We start from the raw sequence: 22,362 nt of genomic DNA, 5'->3' as shown, positions 1-22,362 counted from the left end.
GGGGCCTGGGCGGGGAAGGTGGTGGCCGCGCAGTCGGTGCAACGGCTGCCGATCAGCTGGGGTTCGGCGTCGGGCCACGTCGAGATCTCGGGCGCCAGAGCAATCTGAGTTGACACGTCGCTGACGATAACTGGAAATGCAATTCTCGTCTAGTGAGAACCGCTTCTCGGTAGGCTCTCGTGGGCAGTTCAGATGGGACGGCGGAGGGAGTCGGCTTGAGCGAGGTTCTACCAGGGGAGGTCCGCCAGATCGGGTACGTGGTCACCGACCTGGACGACGCGATATCGGGCTGGCTGAAGATGGGCGTCGGCCCGTGGTTCGTGATCCGCAACCTGCCGCAGCGAGTGAGCTACCGCGGTGAGCCCTGCGAGGTGAGGCTGTCTCTCGCGTTGTCCAACAGCGGTGACCTGCAGGTCGAGTTGATCCAACAACTCGATGACACGCCCAGCATCTTCACCGAGTTCCTCGCGGGCGCTCCGGCCGGTGGTGGCTTTCACCAACTCGCCTATTGGACAGCCGATTTCGATACGGCGATGGCGAAGCTCGCCGAGGCCGGTTGGCCCCTGGTGTGGTCGGGTGGCGAGGGCGAGGGCGTGCGCTTCGCTTACTTCGAACCGCCGACCGGGGCGGCGATCGTCGAGATCATGGAGCTGACCGAATCCTCCGGCGGCATGGGCGCCTATGTGCGGGAACAGGCTGTCGCTTGGGACGGCAGTGACCCGGTCCGGGAATTGGGCGGCTGATCCGGGTGCGGTGACGTATGCCCGCCGGCGATGATTCAAGCCGGCGGTCAGTGGGAACCCAGTCGTTCCGAGCGCAAAAAGTGCCCTGGCTGAAACTGGAGTCTCACCATGTCAATAACCCGGCCTACGAGGACGGCCCGCAACGGCGACCCTTGGGTCCGTGTCCGGAAGTGGTCGATGACCGTGGGGATGGGCATCGCGCTCACCGCGGCGCCACTCGCCGGTTGCGGGTCGAGTGAGGACACTGCCCCGTCGACGACCTCTGTCACCACGCCCACCACCCCCGTCACCACACCCGCCACTGTGGAGACCACTGCTCCGGCCCCCGGTGGCGAAGGCACCGTTCCGGGTGGTCCCACCGGTGGCGGCGGTCCCGAAGGCGGGGGTGGTTCGATTCCCGGTGGCCCGACCGGTGGCGGTGGCCCCGGCGGTGGCGGTGGTGAGATTCCCGGCGGCCCGACCGGCAGTGGCGGACCGGGCGGTGGCGGCGGCTCGATTCCGGGTGGCCCGACCGGTGGCGGCGGACCGGGTGGCGGTGGCGGTTGCGTTCCCGGCGTGGGCTGCGTGCACGTTCCCTGACGTTGCCCGCAAGGCCTACTTACCCTTGTTCATCACCTTGTCCGCGGCGGCCCAGTGCTCGTCGGAGCACCAGAGCCGGGCGAAGGCCGAAACGGCCTCGGTGGTGGACACACCGTTGATCACTCGTTTGACCTCACCGGCCTGACGCCGCGCCAGCAACTGCGCCGTCGACCGCCAGGTCTCGGCGAACTCGGCGCGGGGTACCACCTGGTCGATCAAGCCGAACTGCTCCGCCTCGCGCGCACCGAGGATCCGGCCGGTTCCGGCGAGCAGCAGGGCCCGGCTACGACCGACCAGGGTGGCCAGCCGTTCGGCTCCGCCCCAGGCAGGCATGATCGCCAGGGCAACCTGGTTGAAGCCGATCTTGATGTCATCGGCGGCGATGCGGATGTCTGCGGCCACGGCGACCTCGGCCCCGCCGCCCAAGGCATGGCCGTTGAGCGCCGCGATGACCGGTCCGTCGAACCCGGCGATGCGGTCGCAGATCGTGCGCATCCGCCAGGCCATCTCCGACGCCTCGAGTTCGGTGCGCAAGGCTGCCAGTTCCTTGAGGTCACCTCCGGAGACAAAGGCGCGGTCGCCGCCCCCGGTGATCACCAGGGCGGACGCGCCGGCGGCGCCGTCCAACGCTTTGTTCAGCGCATCCATGGTGTCCAGCGAGATGGCATTGCGTGCCTGCGGGCGGTCGATCGTGATGACCGCCAGTTCGCCGTCGATTTCGAGGTCGACCATCAAACGTTCTCCAGTTCCGGGATTGGCATTCTCGTTTGATGAGAATAACATCACCGTTGTGCGCGACATCCCCGTTGAGCTGACCAAACGGTACGTCGAAGAAGGCTGGTGGCGGCCCGAAACCTTGGGCCAGATGCTGGCCGACGGTCTGGCTGCCAGCCCCGATGCCGGCTTCCACGTGCATTCCGCGACACGTCCGTACCGCGGCACCTTCGGCGAGGTCGAGCGCACCGCCCGGCGCCTGGCGGCCGGGCTTCGTGATCGCGGAGTCGGGCCCGGCGACGTCGTGGCCATGCAGCTGCCGAACTGGATGGAGGCCGCGGTCGCGTTCTGGGCCTCGGCGTTCCTCGGTGCTGTGACGGTACCGATCGTGCACTTCTACGGACGCAAGGAACTCGGCCACATCATGGCCACGGCGAAGCCGAAGGTGTTCATCACCACCGAACAGTTCGGCCGGATGACGTTCCAGCCCGACCTGTGTGCCGAGGTGCCGATCGTCGGGTTGGTCGGACAGGCCAGTTTCGACGACCTACTCGCCGACGAGCCGATGAGCGGCACGCTGACCGCCGATCCGGCGGCGCCGGCCCTGATCGCGTTCACCTCCGGAACCACCCGCGAGCCCAAGGGCGTCATCCACAGTCACCAGACGCTGGGCTTCGAAACCCGCCAGCTGCTGGAGAACTACCCGCCGGACCGGGGCCGTCAGCTCACCGCCACGCCCGTCGGGCACTTCATCGGCATGCTCGGCGCGTTCCTGATCCCGGTGCTCGAGGGTGCGCCGATCGATCTGTGCGACGTGTGGGATCCGGGCAAGGTGCTGGAGCTGATCGAGCAGGACGAATTGTCGATCGGCGGCGGGCCACCGTATTTCGTCACCAGCCTGATGGACCATCCGCAGTTCAGCGAACGCCATCTGGCCCGGTTCACCACCGTCGGGCTGGGTGGCTCGACGGTACCGGCGGCCGTCACCCGGCGACTGGCCGATCTGGGCCTGTTCGTCTTCCGTTCCTATGGGAGCACCGAGCATCCGTCGATCACCGGGTCCGGCGCAGGGGCTCCTGAAGCCAAGCGGTTGTACACCGACGGCAATGTGCGGCCCGGCGTGGAGATCAGGCTCGGGCCCAATGGCGAGATCTTCAGCCGCGGACCAGACCTGTGCCTCGGCTACACCGACGATGCCCTCACCGCAAAGCATTTCGACGCCGACGGGTGGTACCGGACCGGGGACATCGGGGTGCTCGACGACGACGGGTATCTGACGATCACCGACCGCACCACCGATCTGATCATCCGGGGCGGCGAGAACATCAGCGCGCTGGAGGTGGAGGAGGTTCTGCTCGGCCTCCCGGATGTGATCGAGGCGATCGTGGTGGCCGCTCCCGATGCCCGGTTGGGGGAGCGGGTGGCCGCCGTGCTGCGGGTGCGCGACGGCGGCGCGATGCCCACCCTCGATCAGGTCCGGTCGCATTTCGAATCCAACGGGGTGGCCCGGCAGAAGTGGCCGGAAGAGCTACATCTGGCCGAAGACTTGCCCCGCACGGCCAGCGGCAAGGTGCAGAAGTTCGTCATCCGTCAGCAGATTGCTGCAATCGCCCGTTGAGCAGCCTCTGGGGCCAGCTGGGCATTGCGGCAGCTAGCAAGTGAGAATATGATTCTCGTGAATTGCAAAGGAGTTTTCCATGGGACAACTGTCGCATAGGGTCGACATTCCGTTTCCGCTGTTCGATGCGGACAACCACCTCTACGAGCCGCCGGAGGCGATGACCAAGTACCTCCCCAAGGAGTACAAGGACATCGTCCAGTACGTCGAGGTCAACGGCCGCACCAAGATCGCGATCGACGGCCACATCAGCAACTACATCCCGAACCCCACGTTCTCGCATGTCGCCAAGCCCGGCGCCTGGGAGGAGTACTTCAAGTTCGGCAATCCGGACGGCAAGAGCAAGCGTGAACTGTTCGGTGAGCCGATGCGGTCCATCCCGGCGTTCTTCGAGCCGGCTCCGCGCCTGGAGCTGATGAACGAACTCGGCGTCGACCGCAGCCTCATGTTCCCGACGCTGGCCAGCCTCATCGAGGAGCGGCTGCGCGACAACCCGGTAGCCATCCACGTCATCATCCACTCGCTCAACCAGTGGCTCGACGAGGTCTGGGGCTTCAACTACCAGAACCGCATCTTCGTAACCCCGGTCATCACCCTGCCGATCGTCGAGAAGGCGATCGAGGAACTGGAGTGGGCCGTCAAGCGCGGTGCCCGCGCCATCCTGGTCCGCCCGGCGCCGGTGCCCGGCTTCCGTGGCCCGCGCTCGTTCGCGTTGCCCGAGTTCGACCCCTTCTGGGAGCGCTGCGTCGAGTACGACGTGTTCGTCGGCATGCACTCATCCGACAGTGGTTACTCGCGCTACACCTCGGAATGGGACGGCACCGTGCAGGAGATGCTGCCGTTCCAGACCAATGCGATGGGCATCCTCAACGAGTGGCGCCCGATCCAGGACGCGGTGGCATCCTGGGTGATCCACGGAGCCCTGTTCCGGCATCCGAAGCTCAAGGTCGGCATCGTCGAGGCCGGCTCCAAGTGGATGTTCCCGCTGCTGGATTCGATGGCCGAGGTCTGGAAGAAGGCTCCGGAAGCTTTCCTGGGCAACCCGATCGAGGAGATCAAGAACCGCATCTACGTCAGCCCGTTCTACGAGGAAGGCATCGATGACCTGATCAACCTGATCGGTGTCGACCAGGTGCTGTACGGCTCCGACTGGCCGCACCCGGAGGGTCTCGCCGAGCCCACCCACTACGTGACTGCGCTTGAGCACCTCGCTGTCGAGGATCAGGCCAAGATCATGGGTGGCAACCTCGGTCGCCTCGTCACCACGTAACGGGTGTCGAACTGGCAGACCATCCCCGAGATGGTCTTGAGTGCAGCGGACCGGTTCGGCGAGGCCGAAGCTGTCGTCGACGGTCCGCTGCGTCTGTCGTTCACCGAACTCGTCGAGCGCATCCGGAGGGCTTCGGGTGCGTTCGCCGAGTTCGGCGTCGACAAGGGGGACCGGGTCGCGGTCTGGGCGCCCAACTCGGCCGAGTGGATCATCGCCGCGTTCGGGATCATGGCCGCCGGCGGCGTCCTGGTTCCGGTCAACACGAGGTTCAAGGCCGACGAGGCCGCCGATGTGGTCGCGCGGAGCGGCGCCAAGGCGGTGATGATCCAAAAGGGTTTCCTGGGACAGGATTTCGCGTTCACCGGGACCGATCTCGATGTTCCGACGATCGATCTGAAGTCGGACTTCTTGAGCAGTGGAACCCCGTTCACCCGGGACGTGAGCCCCACGGACGTCTCCGACGTCATCTTCACGTCGGGTACCACCGGCAGGCCCAAGGGCGCGATGATGAATCATCGTCAGTCGCTGCGGGCCTACGAGGAGTGGGCCACCCTGGCGGATCTGCGCGAGGGTGATCGCTATCTGATGATCAACCCGTACTTCCACACCTTCGGGTTGAAGGCCGGGTTGGTGGCTTCCTTCCTCCGCGGTGCGACCATGCTGCCGGTCGCGGTGTTCGACGTCGACAATGCCGTGGAACTCATTGAGCGCGAGCGCATCACGATGCTGCCCGGGCCGCCCACGCTGTACCACTCGCTGCTGGCCGTCGCCGACCGCGACCGGCTGGCGACGTTGCGCGCCGGGGTGACCGGCGCCGCCGACATTCCGGTGGAACTGGTGCGACGCATCCGTGAGGAGCTGCCGTTCCAGACGCTGATGACCGGCTACGGGCTCACCGAGGCCGGCAACGTCACGTTGTCACGACCCGGTGACTCGGCGGAGGAAGTGGCCACCACCGCCGGACTTCCGTGCGGGGACGTCGAGGTGCGCATCGCCGATGACGCCGAGGTGCTGGTGCGCGGATACAACGTGATGCAGGGCTACCTGGACGATCCGGCCGCCACCGCCGAGGCGATCGACCCCGACGGCTGGTTGCACACCGGAGATCTCGGCGAGTTCACCGAATCCGGTCGGCTGCGGATCGTCGGACGCAAGAAGGACATGTTCATCGTCGGCGGCTTCAACGCCTACCCCGCCGAGATCGAAGGATTCCTGCTGGAGCATCCGGCGATCGCCCAGGTCGCCGTCATCGGCGTCGCCGACGAGCGGATGGGCCAGGTCGGCAAGGCGTTCGTGGTGCTGCGGGACGAGCCTGCGGTCTCGCCTGTGGCTGCCGAGGACCTCATCGCGTGGAGCCGCGAGCGCATGGCTGGCTACAAAGTGCCTCGGTATGTCGAGTTCCTCGACGAACTACCGCTCAATGCCACCGGCAAGGTGATGAAGAACCAGCTCGAGTCCCGGATAACCGCCAGCCCGGGTTAAGTGAACGCACAGCACGTAAACATCATTCCCGCAGGTAAATGGCCATTTAAGTGCCTGCTGTCGATGATGTACTCTCGGGTCACTACCGCAAACTGATAACGTTATTCTCGTTAAGCAGGCTGCTGAACGGACAGGAGGTCGGCATGCCGTCCCGCAAGCCTTCGTCGCCGGTACTCGATACTAGCGAAGATGACGCGTCGCCAGGCGACGCACTCGAACAGGCCGAGTTGGCCGAGGCCGAGGCCGCAGAGGCCGAGGCCGTCGCGGCTGCCGCACGCGCCAGGGCCCGCGCCATTCGGCTGCGCAACCAGGCTGCCACGGACGCGGTGGTCACGACGGTGACCGAAGATGCCGACGATCCGGCGGACACCGAAAGCTCCGATACCCCTGAGATCACCGAAACCACCGGCGTAGATGCAGAGGCAGGAGCCGTCGAGGCCGAATCGATCGACGATGCCGAACCGGAGACAGCAGTAGCGGTCGCCGACGGCACGTCGTCGCGTCGCCTGCCGCGGCTGCAGGTCTCGCGCCTGTTCTGGAAAGTGCTGGCGAGCTGCCTGACGATCATCGTCATCGTGGGCCTGCTCGTCGCCAGCGGCTGGATGATCTGGCACCACCGCCAAGCTGAGCATCGCCAGCAACTCGCGGCCGAGTACACCGCCGCGGCCCGCCAGACCGTCGTGACGCTCATGTCGCTGGATTTCAACCACGCTCAGGACGCCGTCAAGAACATTCTCGACAACTCGACGGGCGAGTTCCGGGACGATTTCGAGTCGCAGTCGAAAGACTTCGTCAAGCTGGCACAGGACGCCAAGGTGGTGACCGAGGCGAAAGTGACCGCCGCCGCTGTGGACACCATGAGCGATGACAAAGCAGTGGTCCTGGTCGCGGTCAACACCCAGGTCACCAACACCACAGGTGCCAACAAGCAACCGCGGCCGTGGCGGGTGGCCGTTGACATGGTCCGCGAGGGCGACCAGATCAAGCTGTCGAAAGTCGAGTTCGTGCCGTGACCGTGGACATCAAGAAGACCGAGAAGGACACCGAGACGGCAGTCGAGATCGACGGCACCGAGACGGCAGTCGAGATCGACGGCACCGAGATTGCAGTCGAGACCGAGAACACCGACGAGGCCGACGAGCAGCAGGCGGCGACGGAGGCCGACGTGGCAGAGGACGTCACCGACACCGCTGCCGACGAGCCCGCGTCAGGGTGGTCTCAGAAGCTGGCGAAGCTGTGGGTCCCGCTGGCACTGGTGGTGGCGCTGGTCGCGTCAGCAGCTCTGGCCGGATGGCTGTACTTCGCGCAGTTCCGGACCGACCAGCAGACCGGTGCGGCAGCGTCCGCGACGGTACTCAAGGCCGCGAGCGACGGCACCGTGGCTCTGCTGAGCTACGCGCCGGACAGTCTCGACCGGGACTTCACAGCCGCCAAGACGCACCTGACTGGCGATTTCCTGTCGTACTACACCCAGTTCACTGAGGAGATCGTCGCCCCGGCGGCGAAACAGAAATCGGTCAAGACCACCGCAGCGGTGGTGCGCTCGGCGATCTCGGAGATCCATCCCGACTCCGCTGTGGCGCTGGTGTTCGTGAACCAGGCCACCACGAGCGCCGAGAACCCCAACGGGAGCTTCACCGCCAGCGCGGTCAAAGTGGGAATGAGCAAGATCGACGGCAACTGGTTGATCTCGTCGTTCGACCCGGTGTAGCGGGACCTTCCACCGACTGGCGTCAATCCTGAGCGTGACGCTCGTACTCCCACCGCTCCAGCCACGTCTGCAGCTCGTGCACCGCCAATGCGGTCGCGAATGCGCTGACCGCGATGAGGCCCAGCAGCAACGCACTCATGGCCGGCACCATGCGTTGTCGCTGTGGCGGAGGTCCCCGCGGGCGGCTGGACGGAGCGCAGAGCCACCGACTGCGTAGTGCGTTACCTGCCTCGGCACGGCGCTGTCGGGGATGTCCCGAACAGACTGCTGGATGGCGCGGTAGCGGTCACGCTCGGTCTTGCACCAGGGATCGGTCCAGCCTTCGAGCAGGTCACCGCTGCGCACCAGTCGATGCAGTGTCGGATGAGCGCCCGCAGGCACCGGCCGTCCTTCGATCATGGTCAGCGCCTCGTGCAGGGCGACCGCTTCGTGCCAGTCGACGGTCACCTCGGGCGCCAGGGTGACGTACTGGTGTCGCACGACGAGCAACGCATCGGCGCCCAGCGGTCGTAACCGCCACAGCGCAGAACGTAGCGAGGACACCGCCTTGTGCGGAGGGCTGCCCGGCCACAGCAAGTCGCAGACCCAGCTGCGGTGCAGCTCACGGCGCTTCACCGCGGCGAGCGCCACCAACCGGCGACACGAGGGCGGCAACACCAGCGGTTCCGTGTCTCGATACACGGCGAACTCGCCGAGGAGGTTCAGCCTGAATTGCTTGGACATATATACATCCTCGAGTGAGGCCGGAGCCCTGGCATCAGTAGTCGACTACTTGTATTTCGGTGAGTTTCTGCCCACCACGCCGTCGGCAATCCACTGTCCTGCGCCCGGATGCGATGGAATTGCGGGAAAGCGTGGGGAGAAAGGGACACATCAGGTTGAACGAAGAAACGCCTAACCCGGTTCAATCCCACCGCCTGAGCAGGATGTCCGGACGCGACCCGCACGAGCAGCACCGGGTGGCGAGTCCGTTGGAATTGCTGTTCGACCTGACGTTCGTCATCGCCTTCGGGGTGGCCGCCTCACAGTTCGCGCACCTGATGGCCGAGGGGCATGTGTCGGCTGGTCTGGTGGGCTTTGCCTTCGCTGCATTCGCGGTCTGGTGGGCGTGGATGAACTTCACCTGGTTCGCGTCCGCCTATGACACCGACGACTGGGTATACCGCGTGATGACGATGCTGCAGATGGTCGGCGTCATCATCCTCTCGCTCGGCATACCGGCGATGTTCGCGTCCGTCGAACACGGTGGGCACGTCGACAACTCGGTACTGGTGGCCGGTTATGTGGTGATGCGAATTGCTCTGGTGGGGCAGTGGTTACGGGCTGCTGCGCAGGATCGACAACATCGGTCCGCCTGCCTGACGTACGCCTGTGCGGTCGTCGTCGCCCAGATCGGCTGGATCGTCCAGATCTTCGTGGAGACCTCGGTTCCGGTCTTCTTCGTCACCGCGCTGGGGCTGGTGCTGGTGGAGATCAGCGGTCCGCTGCTGGCCGAGCGGCGCATGGGAGGCACGCCATGGCACGCCCACCACGTCGCGGAACGATACGGACTGCTCGCGATCATCGCGCTGGGCGAAGGTGTGGTCGGCACCGTGGCGTCGTTGACGGCAGCGGTGGGGGAGCACGGCTGGTCCACCGACGCCATCCTGCTGGTGGCTGCAGGCACCGGCCTGACCTTCGGTATGTGGTGGGTGTATTTCCTGATTCCGGCCGGCGAGTTGCTGCACGCCAGGCGCCAACTGTCGTTCTGGTACGGCTATCTGCACGTGGCAGTGTTCGGTGCCATCGTCGCGACTGGCGCCGGACTCCATGTGGCCGCCTACTACGTCGACGGCCAGTCGAAGCTGGATTCCGTCGGCACCGTGCTGGCGGTGGCCATCCCGGTGGGCATCTACCTGTTGTCGATGTTCGTCATCTACTCATGTCTGGTGGGCGAGACCGATCTGCTCCACGCGCTGTTGCTGGTGCTGGCCGGGGCTGCGCTGGTGGCTGCGGTGGCGCTGGCCGCATCCGGAACGTCGATGGCGGTGTGTCTGTTGATCGTCACCGCGGCTCCCGTGGTTGTCGTCGTCGGGTTCGAGGCCGTCGGGCACCGGCATGCCGCGGCGATCGTCAGTCGGCGTCTGGACATTCATCGACCGGGGTGAGTTTCGAAGCTTTCCAACAGCATTCGTTCCTGCTCGGCAGCCAGTAGGCGGCGCGTCTTGTGGCGGGTGATCAGGATTCCGATGGTGGCGAGGACCCACACCGCGTACTGGACGGACCATGCCACGCGGAACGAGGCGAACGAGTAGCTGTCGGTGCCGGACAGGATCAGTCCCATGGCCTGCATCACCAGCAGTGCCGCCAGGAAACCGCCCATGTTCACCATGCCCTGCGCGGTGCCGAGGTTGTGACTCGGATTGAACGTGCGGGCGAAGTCGAAGCCGACCATCGACCCGGGGCCGCCCACCGAGATGACCACGATGAGCACCACCAACAACCACACCGGCGCCGGGCCGGGCAGGGCCAGCACTACGGTCCACACCAAGGCGTTACTGGCGATGATCCAGAGCACGAGGCGCGACCTGCGGTGTGGATGGCGCCCGGTGAAGATACCGATCATGATCCCGGCGGAGATGGCGGCCACCACCGAGACGGTCAGCAGCGACCCCGCCGCTGTCTCCGAAAGCCCCTGCGCCACGGTGAGATAGGGCACCCCCCACATCAACGCGAAGACCGTCACCGAGAACTGGGTGCCCATGTGGGTGAAGAACCCGAGCCGGGTGCCGGGTCGGAGCCAGACGGTCTTGATGCGAGACATGGTGGTGTGCATCGAGATCGGCTCGGGCGTCATCGCCGAACCGTGCGGTGTGTTGCGGATCAGCGCCAGTGCCAACACGATCACCACCAGGCCGAATGCGGCGACCGACAGATACGCGGGCGTCCAACCCCTACCGGTGAGAATCGCCAGGAACGGGACCGCGGAGAGCACCTGGCCTAGCTGGCCGCAGATGCCGGTCAACTGGGCCACCAACGGGACCCGAGCCGGCTCGAACCAGTGGGGCACCAGGCGGAGAACCGAGATGAAGGTCAGTGCGTCGCCGAGGCCGACGATTGCCCGTGCACCGATGGCGGCCGGTAACGACTCGCTGAGCGCGAGCACGAGCTGCCCGGCGGTCATCAGCGCGGCCCCGCAGACGATGAGAACTCGGGAACCGAAGCGGTCCAACAGTAGTCCGGCGGGAACCTGTGCCGCGGCGTAGACGATCACCTGTAACACCACGAATGTGGACAGGACACTCGGACTCGCGGCAAACCTGTCGGCTGCCTGCAGGCCCGAGACGCCGAGCGTGGTGCGGTCGAGAACGGCGATGATGTACGCGAGTAGCCCGGTGGCCCAAACGATCCAGGGACGCACGCGGGCACCTTTCGTCAAATGTGTTTCGCAGGGCAGGGGTACATGGTCTCTCACCGTAGGCGTCGGAGCGACAGGGCCTGTTTGTCGCCGTTGTGAATTTCGCCTCCAACCCGGTTTTCCACCGATTCACCAAGTTGGCTGAAAATGCACTCTCATGTACGACTTGAGGGAGGGTGTAGGGCATATCCGCAGCTGATCGCGCTGACGATCCTGCCATCGGGTGATGGAATGCTGGAGCTGCGAATTCGCTCGCACCAATAACTGGGGAGTAGGGTGTCGGCATGAATCGCTGTTCAAACCGACGCGGAGGACGCCGGCTTGGCTGAGTACCGTCTTGAAGACCTGGCGCGCATTTCCGGCGTCAGCGCTCGCAATATCCGCGCTTATCGGGAACGCGGGTTGCTCGATTCGCCGCGGCGCGTCGGGCGCTCGGCGTATTACGGCGAGCGGCACCTGGATCAGCTGACAGCGATCAGCCAGCTACTGGCCAAGGGTTTCAACTCGGCACACATCGCCGAATTCTTCGTGGCGTTGCGCGGCGGCAAGGATCTGGCCGACGCCTTGGGGATTCGGGCCTCGGACTGGTGCCGGCCGTCGACGCTGGTTTTGAACGTGGACCCGGCGGGAGCTGACGTCCACACGCTTGTGGAGTTCGGGTTGGTACGCATCGTGGACGGTGCTGTCGAGGTGACCGATCCCGCCTTGGCCGCGCTCATCAACGGCACCGAGGACCATCGGCGCCTCGTCCGCAGCATGGCCCACCTCGCCCGGGTGACAGGACCGGCGATCCATCGTCTGGCCGAGTCTGCTGCCGCTGCTGTCGCTGAATGTCAGGAGGGTCCTTCGGATGCGGGCCTGCCCGAACTGGCCCGGGCGGTGGTCTCGGCCGGGGTGGGCCAGGCCCTGCGTGCGGGCGCGGCCACCGCTGAGTGATCGTCCACCCACAGCCAACGGTGATGGCGGGTCGCCCAATGTCCGAGGCGTCGGAGTGGACATCAACCACGTCCTGAAGCCGAGATTCGGTCGGCGGGACTGAGGTCAGCGAGACTGAATAGTTACCGGTGAGTAAGATATTCCAGCAAACTTTCGGCTCGGGTGCGTGTGATTCGCTAGACAGAATCGGCCCGATTGTCTGCTGGTTCGCGGCCGGTTCGCGAGCCTGGATGCGGCGGAAAATTTAGATAACGATTCGATAACAATACTGCCTTGATCTGCGCAGTTATCCCTACTCGACCGTAACCACCTGCCAACAGGACGTTTGTCCCGAATGTCTTTGGGCGCCACTCGACGCGGCGTTACGTTACCGGCGGTTACCCATGCGTAGAACTCGCCAGTAACCAATCTGGGCGGAAAAAGCCCGCCACCTCTTATGACACTCTTAGTACGGCGGGAATGTGCGTGACACCGTCCGGAGGGCTCCGGCGGCACCGCGTTCCTCGCCTGATTCGACGCTGAATCGCCGTGGGCCTGTCGCCGGGCAGCCACACCGCCCCAGACATGCAGACAGATACCCAAGACCGCACGCGACAGCCACACGCGACACCATTCACCGCAGAACCACAGCAGCACCGAGGAGATAGCGCCAGTGACGATCTATGAACACGACCGGGTGTCCGCCGGTCGCAACGACGACTCAGGATCCGACGGTCGGCAGGCTGACTCCACCCACGCTCTCGTGGACCGGCTGAGCGCCGGTGAGCCCTACGCTGTCGCCTTTGGCGGCCAGGGCAGCGCCTGGCTGGAGACTCTTGAGGAGTTGGTGTCCTCGGCCGGTATCGAGGCCGAACTGGCGACCTTGGCCGGCGAGGCCGAGCTGTTGCTCGAGCCCGTGGCCGCCGAGCTCGTCGTGGTCCGGCCCATCGGGTTCGAGCCCCTGCAGTGGGTCCGTGCGCTGGCCGCCGAGGAGCCGGTGCCCTCTGACAAGCAGCTGACGTCTGCCGCGGTGTCGGTGCCCGGCGTCCTACTCACCCAGATCGCCGCCGTGCGGGCACTGGCCCGTCAGGGCATGGACCTGGCCGCCACCCCGCCGGTGGCTGTCGCTGGTCACTCCCAGGGTGTGCTGGCCGTCGAGGCCCTGGCCGCCAAGGGCTCCAAGGACGTGCAGCTGCTGGCGCTGGCGCAGCTGATCGGTGCAGCTGGCACGCTGGTCGCCCGTCGTCGTGGGATCACCGTGCTGGGTGACCGCCCGCCGATGGTGTCGGTGACCAATGCCGAGCCCGAGCGCATCTACGAGCTGCTCGAAGAGTTCAGCCAGGACGTGCGCACCGTGCTGCCCCCGGTACTGTCCATCCGCAACGGCCGGCGTTCCGTTGTGATCACCGGCACACCCGAGCAGCTGTCGCGGTTCGAGCTGTACTGCAACCAGATCGCTGAGAAGGAAGAGGCCGAGCGCAAGAGCAAAGTCCGCGGCGGTGCCGTCTTCGCCCCGGTCTTCGACGCGGTGCAGGTCGAGGTCGGTTTCCACACTCCGCGTCTGGCCGACGGCATCGAGATCGTCGCCCGCTGGGCCGAGGCCGTCGGCATCGACGTCGAACTCGCCCGCGCGATGGCCGAGTCCATCCTGGTCAGCCAGGTGGACTGGGTCGACGAGATCACCGAGATCAGCGACGCCGGCGCTCGATGGATTCTCGACCTCGGCCCCGGCGACATCCTGACCCGCCTGACCGCCCCGGTGGTCCGCGGACTCGGCATCGGGATCGTGCCCGCCGCAACCCGCGGTGGCCAGCGCAACCTGTTCACCATCGGCGCGGTGCCCGAGGTGGCCCGCCCGTGGTCCAGCTACGCCCCGACCGTGGTCAGCCTGCCCGACGGTTCGGTCAAGCTCTCGACCAAGTTCACCCGTCTGACCGGGCGTTCGCCGATCCTGCTTGCCGGTATGACGCCCACCACAGTGGACGCCAAGATCGTCGCGGCCGCAGCAAACGCCGGCCACTGGGCCGAACTCGCCGGTGGCGGACAGGTCACCGAGCCGATCTTCAACGATCGCATCGCCGAACTGGGTGAGCTGTTGGAGCCCGGCCGGGCCATCCAGTTCAACACCTTGTTCCTTGATCCGTACCTGTGGAAGCTGCAGGTCGGCGGCAAGCGTCTGGTGCAGCGCGCCCGCCAGTCCGGCGCGCCGATCGACGGCGTCATCGTCAGTGCCGGCATCCCGGACCTCGAAGAGGCCGTCGAGCTGATCGGTGAACTCAACGACCTCGGCATCAGCCACGTGGTGTTCAAGCCGGGCACCGTCGAGCAGATCCGCTCGGTCATCCGGATCGCGGCCGAGGTGCCCACCAAGCCGGTGATCGTCCACATCGAGGGCGGCCGCGCGGGTGGCCACCACTCGTGGGAGGACCTCGACGACCTGCTGCTGGCCACCTACTCCGAGCTGCGCAGCCGGTCCAACATCACCATCTGCGTCGGCGGCGGCATCGGCACCCCCGAGCGGTCCGCCGAGTACCTGTCCGGCCGCTGGTCGGCCGCCCACGGCTACCCGCTGATGCCGATCGACGGCATCCTGGTCGGTACCGCCGCCATGGCCACCCTTGAGGCGACCACGAGCCCGCAGGTCAAGCAGCTGCTGGTGGACACCAAGGGCACCGACGCATGGGTTGGGGCCGGCAAGGCCTCGGGCGGCATGGCCTCCGGGCGCAGCCAGCTCGGCGCCGACATCCACGAGATCGACAACACCGCGTCGCGTTGCGGCCGGCTGCTCGACGAGGTGGCCGGTGACGCCGATGCGGTGGCCGCCCGCCGCGACGAGATCATCGCCGCGATGGCCGACACCGCCAAGCCGTACTTCGGTGACGTCGCCGACATGACCTACCTGCAGTGGTTGCGTCGCTACATCGAGCTGGCGATCGGCGAGGGCAACAGCACCGCCGACACCAAGCGCGACCACTCGCCGTGGCTGGACGTGACCTGGCGCGATCGCTTCGAGCAGATGCTCAAGCGCGCCGAAGCGCGTTTGAGTGCGCAGGATTTCGGCCCCATCGAGACGCTGTTCGATGCCGCCGGCGACGGCGAGGCGCTGCTGGAGGACCCGAAGGCCGCTCTGGCCGCGCTGGTTTCGGCCTACCCGGACGCCGCTTCGGTGCAGCTGCACCCGGCCGACGTGCCGTTCTTCGTCGAGCTGTGCAAGACGCTGGGCAAGCCGGTCAACTTCGTCCCGGTGATCGACAAGGACGTGCGCCGCTGGTGGCGCAGTGACTCACTGTGGCAGGCCCACGATGCGCGCTACGCGGCCGATCAGGTCTGCGTCATCCCCGGTACCGAAGCGGTGGCCGGTATCACCCGGGTCGACGAGCCCGTCGGTGAACTGCTGGACCGCTTCGAGCAGACCGCTGTCGACGAGGCGCTGGCCGCCGGTACGCAGCCGCAGGCCGTGCTGTCGCGCCGTCAGGGCCGCGACGACGTGACCGGCCCCTTGGCCGTGCTGCTCGACGCCCCCGACGTGTTGTGGGCTGGGCGCACCTCGGTCAACCCGGTGCACCGGATCGCGGCGCCGGCCGACTGGCAGGTGCGTGAAGGATCTGAGAACCGTTCGGCCGCACACCCTTCCACGGGTGCGCGGCTTGAGGTGGCCGACGATCAGCACGTGGTGCTGTCGGTGCCGCTGTCGGGTACCTGGATCGACATCCGGTTCACCCTGACCGACGCCGTCCGCAGCGGCGGCGCACCCGTCGTCGAGGTCGAGGACGCGGCGACCGCGATGCGCTCGGTGCTCGCCATCGCCGCCGGCGTCGACGGGCCGGACGCCCTGCCTCCCGTCGTCGACGGGGCCGCAACGGTCACCGTCGCCTGGAACCCCGAGCAGGTCGCCGACCACACCGGCGTCACCGCCACGTTCGGTGCCCCGTTGGCGCCGACGCTCACCGTCGTCCCCGACGCGCTGGTCGGCCGCTGCTGGCCCGCGGTCTTCGCCGCGATCGGTTCCGCCGCCACCGACTCCGGGTTCCCGGTCGTCGAGGGTCTGCTGAGCCTGGTGCACCTGGACCACGCCGCGCACCTGTTGTCGGCGCTGCCGACCGAGCCTGCCGAATTGACCGTCACCGCAACGGCTTCGGCCGCACATGACACCGAAGTCGGCCGCGTTGTGCCGGTTTCGGTGACCGTGACCAGTGCAGATGGCACCGAGCTGGCCAAGCTCGAGGAGCGGTTCGCGATCCGCGGCCGCACCGGCGAGGCCGAGCTGACCGACCCGGTTCGAGCCGGCGGCGCGATCTCGGACAACGCCACCGACACCCCGCGTCGTCGCCGTCGCGACGTCACGGTCGGCGCGCCCGTGGACATGCGGCCGTTCGCCGTGGTCTCCGGTGACCACAACCCGATCCACACCGACCGGGCCGCCGCACTGCTGGCCGGTCTGGAATCGCCCATCGTGCACGGCATGTGGCTGTCGGCTGCTGCACAGCACGTCGTCACCGCCACCGACGGCAAGCCGATTCCGCCGGCGAAGCTGGTCGGCTGGACCGCCCGCTTCCTGGGCATGGTCAAGCCGGGCGACGAGGTCGACTTCCGGGTCGACCGGGTCGGAATCGACGTCGGCGCAGAGGTTGTCGAGGTTCAGGCCCGCATCGGCTCCGAGCTGGTGATGGCTGCGACCGCACGCCTGGCCGCACCCAAGACCGTGTATGCGTTCCCCGGCCAGGGCATCCAGTCCAAGGGCATGGGCATGGAGGTCCGGGCCCGGTCCAAGGCCGCCCGCAAGGTGTGGGACAAGGCCGACAAGTTCACCCGCGAGACGCTCGGTTTCTCGGTGCTGCACGTGGTCCGCGACAACCCGACGTCGCTGATCGCCTCCGGTGTGCATTATGAGCACCCAGAGGGCGTGCTGTACCTGACACAGTTCACCCAGGTCGCCATGGCCACGACGGCCGCGGCCCAGGTTGCCGAGATGCGCGAGCAGGGTGCGTTCGTCGAAGGGGCGATCGCCTGCGGCCACTCCGTCGGTGAATACACCGCGCTGGCTTGCGTTTCCGGGGTGATCGAGCTCGAAGGTCTGCTGGAGGCGGTGTTCCACCGCGGCTCCAAGATGCACGACATCGTGCCGCGTGACGAGCGGGGCCGGTCCAACTACCGGCTGGCCGCGATCCGGCCGTCGCAGATCGACCTCGCCGATGATGACGTCGAGACCTTCGTCGCCGAGATCGCCGAGCGCACAGGTGAATTCCTGCAGATCGTGAACTTCAACCTGCGTGGTTCGCAGTACGCGATCGCCGGAACGGTGCGCGGTCTGGAGGCGTTGGAGGAAGAGGTCGAGCGTCGTCGCGAGATCAGCGGCGGCAAGCGGTCGTTCATCCTGGTGCCCGGCATCGATGTGCCGTTCCACTCCAGCGTGCTGCGGGTGGGCGTGGACGATTTCCGGCGCAGCCTGGAACGCGTCCTGCCGCGCGACCGCGACCCGGAGTTGGTCGTCGGCCGCTACATCCCGAACCTGGTGCCCCGGCCGTTCACGCTGGACCGCGACTTCATCCAGGAGATCCGGGATCTGGTGCCGGCCGAGCCGCTCGACGAGATCCTCGCCGACTACGACACCTGGCGTAACGAGCGTCCGATCGAGTTGTGCCGCAAGATTGTCATCGAGCTCCTGGCCTGGCAGTTCGCCAGCCCGGTGCGCTGGATCGAGACGCAGGACCTGCTGTTCATCGAAGAGGCCGCAGGCGGACTCGGGGTGGAGCGGTTCGTCGAGATCGGCGTGAAAAACGCGCCGACCGTCGCCGGTCTGGCCACCAACACGCTCAAGCTGCCCGAATACGCCCACAGCACCGTCGAGGTACTCAACGCCGAGCGCGATGCCGCGGTGCTGTTCGCCAGCGACACCGATCCGGAGCCGGAGCCGGAGGCTGAAGAGGTCTCGGCAAGCCCGTCCGCTGACGCCGCACCTGCGGCCGAGGCCGCCCCGGCACCGGCAGCCGCCCCGGCGGCTCCGTCCGGTGGCCCGCGGCCCGACGACATCACGTTCGACGCGGCCGACGCCACAGTGGGTCTCATCGCACTGAGCGCCAAGATGCGTATCGACCAGATCGAGGCGCTGGACTCCATCGAGTCCATCACCGACGGTGCGTCCTCGCGTCGCAACCAGCTGCTGGTCGATCTGGGTTCCGAGCTGAACCTGGGCGCCATCGACGGTGCGGCCGAAGCGGATCTGGGTGCGCTCAAGGGACAGGTCAGCAAGCTGGCCCGGACCTACAAGCCGTTCGGTCCGGTGCTCTCGGACGCCATCAACGATCAGCTGCGCACGGTCTTCGGCCCGTCGGGCAAGCGCCCGGGCTACATCGCCGAGCGGGTCACCAAGACCTGGGAGCTCGGTCCGGGCTGGGCCAAGCACGTCACCGTCGAGGTGGCCATGGGCACCCGCGAGGGCAGCAGTGTTCGCGGCGGAGATCTGGGTGGTCTGCATCCGGGCGCGCTCGCGAGTGCCGCTGACGTCGACAAGGTCATCGATGCCGCGGTCGCCGCGGTGGGTGCCCGTCGGGGTGTGCCCGTGAGCCTGCCCTCGGCCGGCGGTGGCGCCGGTGGCGGCGTGGTCGATTCGGCCGCGCTGAACGAGTTCGCCGAGAAGGTCACCGGTGCCGACGGTGTGCTGGCCTCGGCCGCGCGCACGATCCTGGGTCAGCTTGGTCTGGATGCTCCCGTGGGCGCCCCCGAGGCCGCCACCGATGCCGAGCTGATCGACCTGGTCACCACCGAACTCGGTTCGGACTGGCCGCGATTGGTGGCTCCCGCGTTCGATGCCAAGAAGGCTGTCGTGTTCGACGACCGCTGGGCCAGCGCACGTGAGGACCTGGTCAAGCTGTGGCTGGCCGACGAGGGCGAGATCGACGCCGACTGGCCGCACCTGTCGGAGCGGTTCGAGGGTGCCGGGCATGCCGTTGCCACGCAGGCGAATTGGTGGCAAGGCAAGGCGCTCGCCGCCGGTCGCACCATCCACGCGTCGTTGTTCGGTCGCATCGCGGCCGGTGCTGAAAACCCGGGCAAGGGTCGCTACACCAACGAGGTCGCCGTGGTGACCGGTGCGTCGAAGGGCTCCATCGCCTCATCGGTCGTCGGGCAGCTGCTCGACGGCGGTGCCACCGTCATCGCCACCACCTCGCGTCTGGACGACGACCGGCTGGCGTTCTACAAGAAGCTCTACCGCGAGAACGCCCGCTTCGGCGCCACCCTGTGGGTGGTCCCGGCCAACATGGCGTCCTACTCCGACATCGACAAGCTGGTCGAGTGGGTCGGTAGCGAGCAGATCGAAAGCCTTGGGCCGCAGTCGATCCACCTGAAGGATGCGCAGACCCCGACGCTGCTGTTCCCGTTCGCCGCGCCGCGCGTGGCCGGGGACCTCTCCGAAGCGGGTTCACGCGCCGAGATGGAGATGAAGGTCCTGCTGTGGGCCGTGCAGCGGCTCATCGGCGGGCTGTCGACGATCGGCGCCGAGCGTGACATCGCCTCGCGCCTGCATGTGGTGCTGCCGGGCTCGCCCAACCGCGGCATGTTCGGCGGCGACGGCGCGTACGGCGAATCCAAGTCGGCGCTCGACGCGCTGGTGAACCGCTGGAGCGCGGAAAGCTCGTGGGCCGAGCGGGTCAGCCTCGCGCACGCGCTGATCGGCTGGACCAAGGGCACCGGGCTGATGGGTCACAACGACGCCATTGTCAGCGCGGTCGAGGAGGCCGGCGTCACCACCTACAGCACCGCGGAGATGGCGGCCATGCTGCTGAACCTGTGCACGGTGGAGTCCAAGGTGGCCGCGGCCAACGCGCCGATCAAGGCCGACCTGACTGGCGGTCTCGGCGACATCAAGATCGACATGGCTGAGTTGGCTGCCAAGGCTCGCGAGGACATGTCCAGTGCCGCAGCCGAATCCGAGGAGGAGGGTGGTAGCAACACCGTTGCGGCGCTGCCGTCCCCGCCGCGCGGACACAACCCGGCGCCCGCGCCGGAGTGGGCCGACCTCGATGTCGACCCGGCCGACCTGGTGGTCATCGTCGGTGGTGCCGAGCTCGGGCCGTACGGCTCGTCGCGTACCCGCTTCGAGATGGAGGTCTCCGGCGAGTTGTCGGCGGCCGGTGTGCTGGAACTGGCCTGGACGACCGGTCTGGTCAAGTGGGAAGACGATCCCAAGGCCGGCTGGTATGACACCACCACCGGTGACCTGGTGCCCGAATCGGAGATCGTGGAGCGCTACCACGACGCTGTCGTAGAGCGTTGCGGCATCCGCGAATTCGTCGACGACGGTGCGATCGATCCCGATCACGCCTCGCCGCTGCTGGTCAGCGTGTTCCTGGACAAGGACTTCTCGTTCGTCGTCTCCAGTGAGGCCGACGCTCGGGCGTTCGTGTCCTTCGACCCCGAGCACACAGTGGCCCGGCCGGTTCCCGAATCCAGTGACTGGCAGGTGATCCGCAAGGCGGGCACCGAGATTCGAGTTCCGCGCAAGACCAAGCTGTCGCGCACGGTCGGTGCCCAGATCCCGACGGGCTTCGACCCGACGGTGTGGGGCATCACCCCGGACATGGCCAACTCGATCGACCGGGTTGCGCTGTGGAACATCGTCGCCACCGTCGACGCGTTCCTTTCCTCGGGCTTCACCCCGACCGAGCTGATGCGTTGGGTTCACCCGAGCCTGGTGGCCTCCACGCAGGGCACCGGCATGGGCGGCATGACCTCTATGCAGACCATGTACCACGGCAACCTGCTGGGCCGGGCGAAGCCGAACGACATCCTGCAGGAGGTGCTGCCCAACGTCGTTGCGGCACACGTCATGCAGAGCTATGTCGGCGGCTACGGCGCGATGGTCCATCCGGTCGGCGCCTGCGCCACCGCGGCCGTCTCGGTCGAGGAGGGTGTGGACAAGATCCGCCTCGGCAAGGCCGACCTGGTGATCGCCGGCGGCTTCGACGATCTGACCCTGGAAGCCATCATCGGCTTCGGTGACATGGCGGCCACCGCCGACACCGAGATGATGCGGGCCAAGGGCATCAGCGACTCGAAGTTCTCCCGCGCCAACGACCGTCGTCGCCTCGGCTTCCTGGAAGCCCAGGGCGGTGGCACCATCCTGCTGGCTCGCGGTGATCTGGCCGCCAAGATGGGTCTGCCGGTGCTGGCCGTCGTCGGCTACGCACAGAGCTTCGCCGACGGTGTGCACACCTCGATCCCGGCTCCGGGCCTGGGCGCCCTGGGCGCCGGACGTGGCGGCAAGGACTCGCAGCTGGCCCGCTCGCTGGCCAAGCTGGGTGTCGGCGCCGACGACATCGCGGTGATCTCCAAGCACGACACCTCGACGCTGGCCAACGATCCCAACGAGACCGAGCTGCACGAGCGGCTGGCCGACTCGATGGGTCGCTCGGCGGGCAACCCGCTGTTCATCGTCAGCCAGAAGACGCTGACCGGACACGCCAAGGGCGGTGCGGCGGTGTTCCAGATGATGGGTCTGTGCCAGATCCTGCGCGACGGCGTCATCCCGCCGAACCGCAGCCTGGACTGCGTCGACGACGAGCTGGCCACCTCCGGCCACTTCGTCTGGGTGCGCGAGACCCTCGACCTGCGCGGGAAGTTCCCGCTCAAGGCCGGTCTGATCACCAGCCTCGGGTTCGGTCACGTGTCAGGTCTGGTTGCCCTGGTGCATCCGGAGGCCTTCATCGCGTCGCTGGATCCGGTCGAGCGCGACGAGTACCGCAAGCGGGCCGAGCAGCGCACGCTGGCCGGTCAGCGCCGCCTGGCCGGAGCGATCGCCGGCGGGCGTCCCATGTACGAGAAGCCCGCCGACCGCCGCTTCGACCACGATGTGCCGGAGAAGCGTCAGGAAGCCGCGATGTTGCTGAACGCAGACGCCCGGCTCGGTGAGGACGATCTCTATGTGCGGTGAGT

The 22,362-nt window shown here is 66.9% G+C and carries 14 protein-coding genes; 10 read left to right on the top strand and 4 right to left on the bottom strand.

The genetic code is table 11. The annotated features are described in order from the left end of the window. Positions 1-128 (bottom strand): zinc ribbon domain-containing protein (locus A5779_RS33220; protein WP_236734911.1); only part of this gene is annotated, 128 nt, incomplete at its 3' end. 87 nt (positions 129-215) lie between these two features. Between A5779_RS33220 and A5779_RS28275 the strand changes: the two genes are divergently transcribed. Next, on the top strand, positions 216-743 hold the full coding sequence (locus A5779_RS28275; protein WP_064887042.1) for a VOC family protein: 528 nt from the start codon (positions 216-218) through the stop codon (positions 741-743). Between the two features lie 177 nt (positions 744-920). Then, the gene (locus A5779_RS34150) at positions 921-1,322 is read left to right on the top strand and encodes a hypothetical protein (RefSeq protein WP_165609841.1); all 402 of its coding nucleotides are present in this window, start codon (positions 921-923) and stop codon (positions 1,320-1,322) included. Between the two features lie 15 nt (positions 1,323-1,337). Here the strand turns inward: A5779_RS34150 and A5779_RS28265 are convergent, their stop codons facing one another. Next, positions 1,338-2,054, bottom strand: a complete 717-nt coding sequence (locus A5779_RS28265; RefSeq protein WP_055115857.1) for an enoyl-CoA hydratase/isomerase family protein — start codon at positions 2,052-2,054, stop codon at positions 1,338-1,340. A 58-nt stretch (positions 2,055-2,112) separates the two neighbouring features. On the opposite strand from A5779_RS28265, the gene A5779_RS28260 reads away from it, so the two are divergent. From A5779_RS28260 to A5779_RS28240, 5 genes are all read left to right on the top strand, one after another. Continuing rightward, positions 2,113-3,654, top strand: coding sequence for an AMP-binding protein (locus A5779_RS28260; protein WP_064887040.1), 1,542 nt, complete (start codon positions 2,113-2,115; stop codon positions 3,652-3,654). 79 nt (positions 3,655-3,733) lie between these two features. Continuing rightward, positions 3,734-4,924: an amidohydrolase family protein gene (locus A5779_RS28255; RefSeq protein WP_064887039.1), complete on the top strand. Its 1,191-nt coding sequence runs from the start codon at positions 3,734-3,736 to the stop codon at positions 4,922-4,924. Positions 4,925-4,927: 3 nt separating this feature from the next. Further along, positions 4,928-6,406 carry a FadD3 family acyl-CoA ligase gene (locus tag A5779_RS28250; RefSeq protein WP_082941891.1) on the top strand — a complete coding sequence of 493 codons (1,479 nt, stop codon included), beginning with the start codon at positions 4,928-4,930 and terminating at the stop codon, positions 6,404-6,406. 143 nt (positions 6,407-6,549) lie between these two features. Continuing rightward, entirely contained in the window at positions 6,550-7,419 is an 870-nt protein-coding gene (locus A5779_RS28245; protein ID WP_064887038.1) for an Rv1363c family protein, read from the top strand. Next, a complete protein-coding gene (locus A5779_RS28240) occupies positions 7,416-8,117 on the top strand; it encodes a twin-arginine translocation pathway signal (protein WP_110777836.1) in 702 nt (233 codons plus the stop codon). The genes A5779_RS28245 and A5779_RS28240 overlap by 4 nt, the downstream gene beginning before the upstream one ends. 135 nt (positions 8,118-8,252) lie before the next feature. Here A5779_RS28240 and A5779_RS28235 read toward each other — a convergent pair whose 3' ends face one another. Further along, positions 8,253-8,840: an AfsR/SARP family transcriptional regulator gene (locus A5779_RS28235; RefSeq protein ID WP_064887037.1), complete on the bottom strand. Its 588-nt coding sequence runs from the start codon at positions 8,838-8,840 to the stop codon at positions 8,253-8,255. Between the two features lie 203 nt (positions 8,841-9,043). Here A5779_RS28235 and A5779_RS28230 point away from each other — a divergent pair, with 203 nt between their 5' ends. Next, complete coding sequence (locus A5779_RS28230; RefSeq protein WP_207549129.1) at positions 9,044-10,264, top strand: low temperature requirement protein A; 1,221 nt, start codon at positions 9,044-9,046, stop codon at positions 10,262-10,264. Here A5779_RS28230 and A5779_RS28225 read toward each other — a convergent pair. After that, entirely contained in the window at positions 10,249-11,517 is a 1,269-nt protein-coding gene (locus A5779_RS28225) for an MFS transporter (RefSeq protein WP_064887036.1), read from the bottom strand. The genes A5779_RS28230 and A5779_RS28225 overlap by 16 nt on opposite strands. A gap of 318 nt (positions 11,518-11,835) precedes the next feature. Between A5779_RS28225 and A5779_RS28220 the strand changes: the two genes are divergently transcribed. Together A5779_RS28220 and A5779_RS28215 are read left to right on the top strand one after the other, a co-directional pair. Then, the gene (locus tag A5779_RS28220; RefSeq protein ID WP_110777834.1) at positions 11,836-12,450 is read left to right on the top strand and encodes a MerR family transcriptional regulator; all 615 of its coding nucleotides are present in this window, start codon (positions 11,836-11,838) and stop codon (positions 12,448-12,450) included. Positions 12,451-13,102: 652 nt separating this feature from the next. Continuing rightward, positions 13,103-22,360, top strand: coding sequence for a type I polyketide synthase (locus A5779_RS28215; protein ID WP_064887034.1), 9,258 nt, complete (start codon positions 13,103-13,105; stop codon positions 22,358-22,360). Positions 22,361-22,362: the final 2 nt, after the last annotated feature.

The sequence above is a fragment of the Mycolicibacterium peregrinum genome, from assembly GCF_001665625.1.
Classification (GTDB): Bacteria; Actinomycetota; Actinomycetes; order Mycobacteriales; family Mycobacteriaceae; genus Mycobacterium; species Mycobacterium peregrinum_B.
This window is presented reverse-complemented; position numbering and strand designations above follow the sequence as displayed.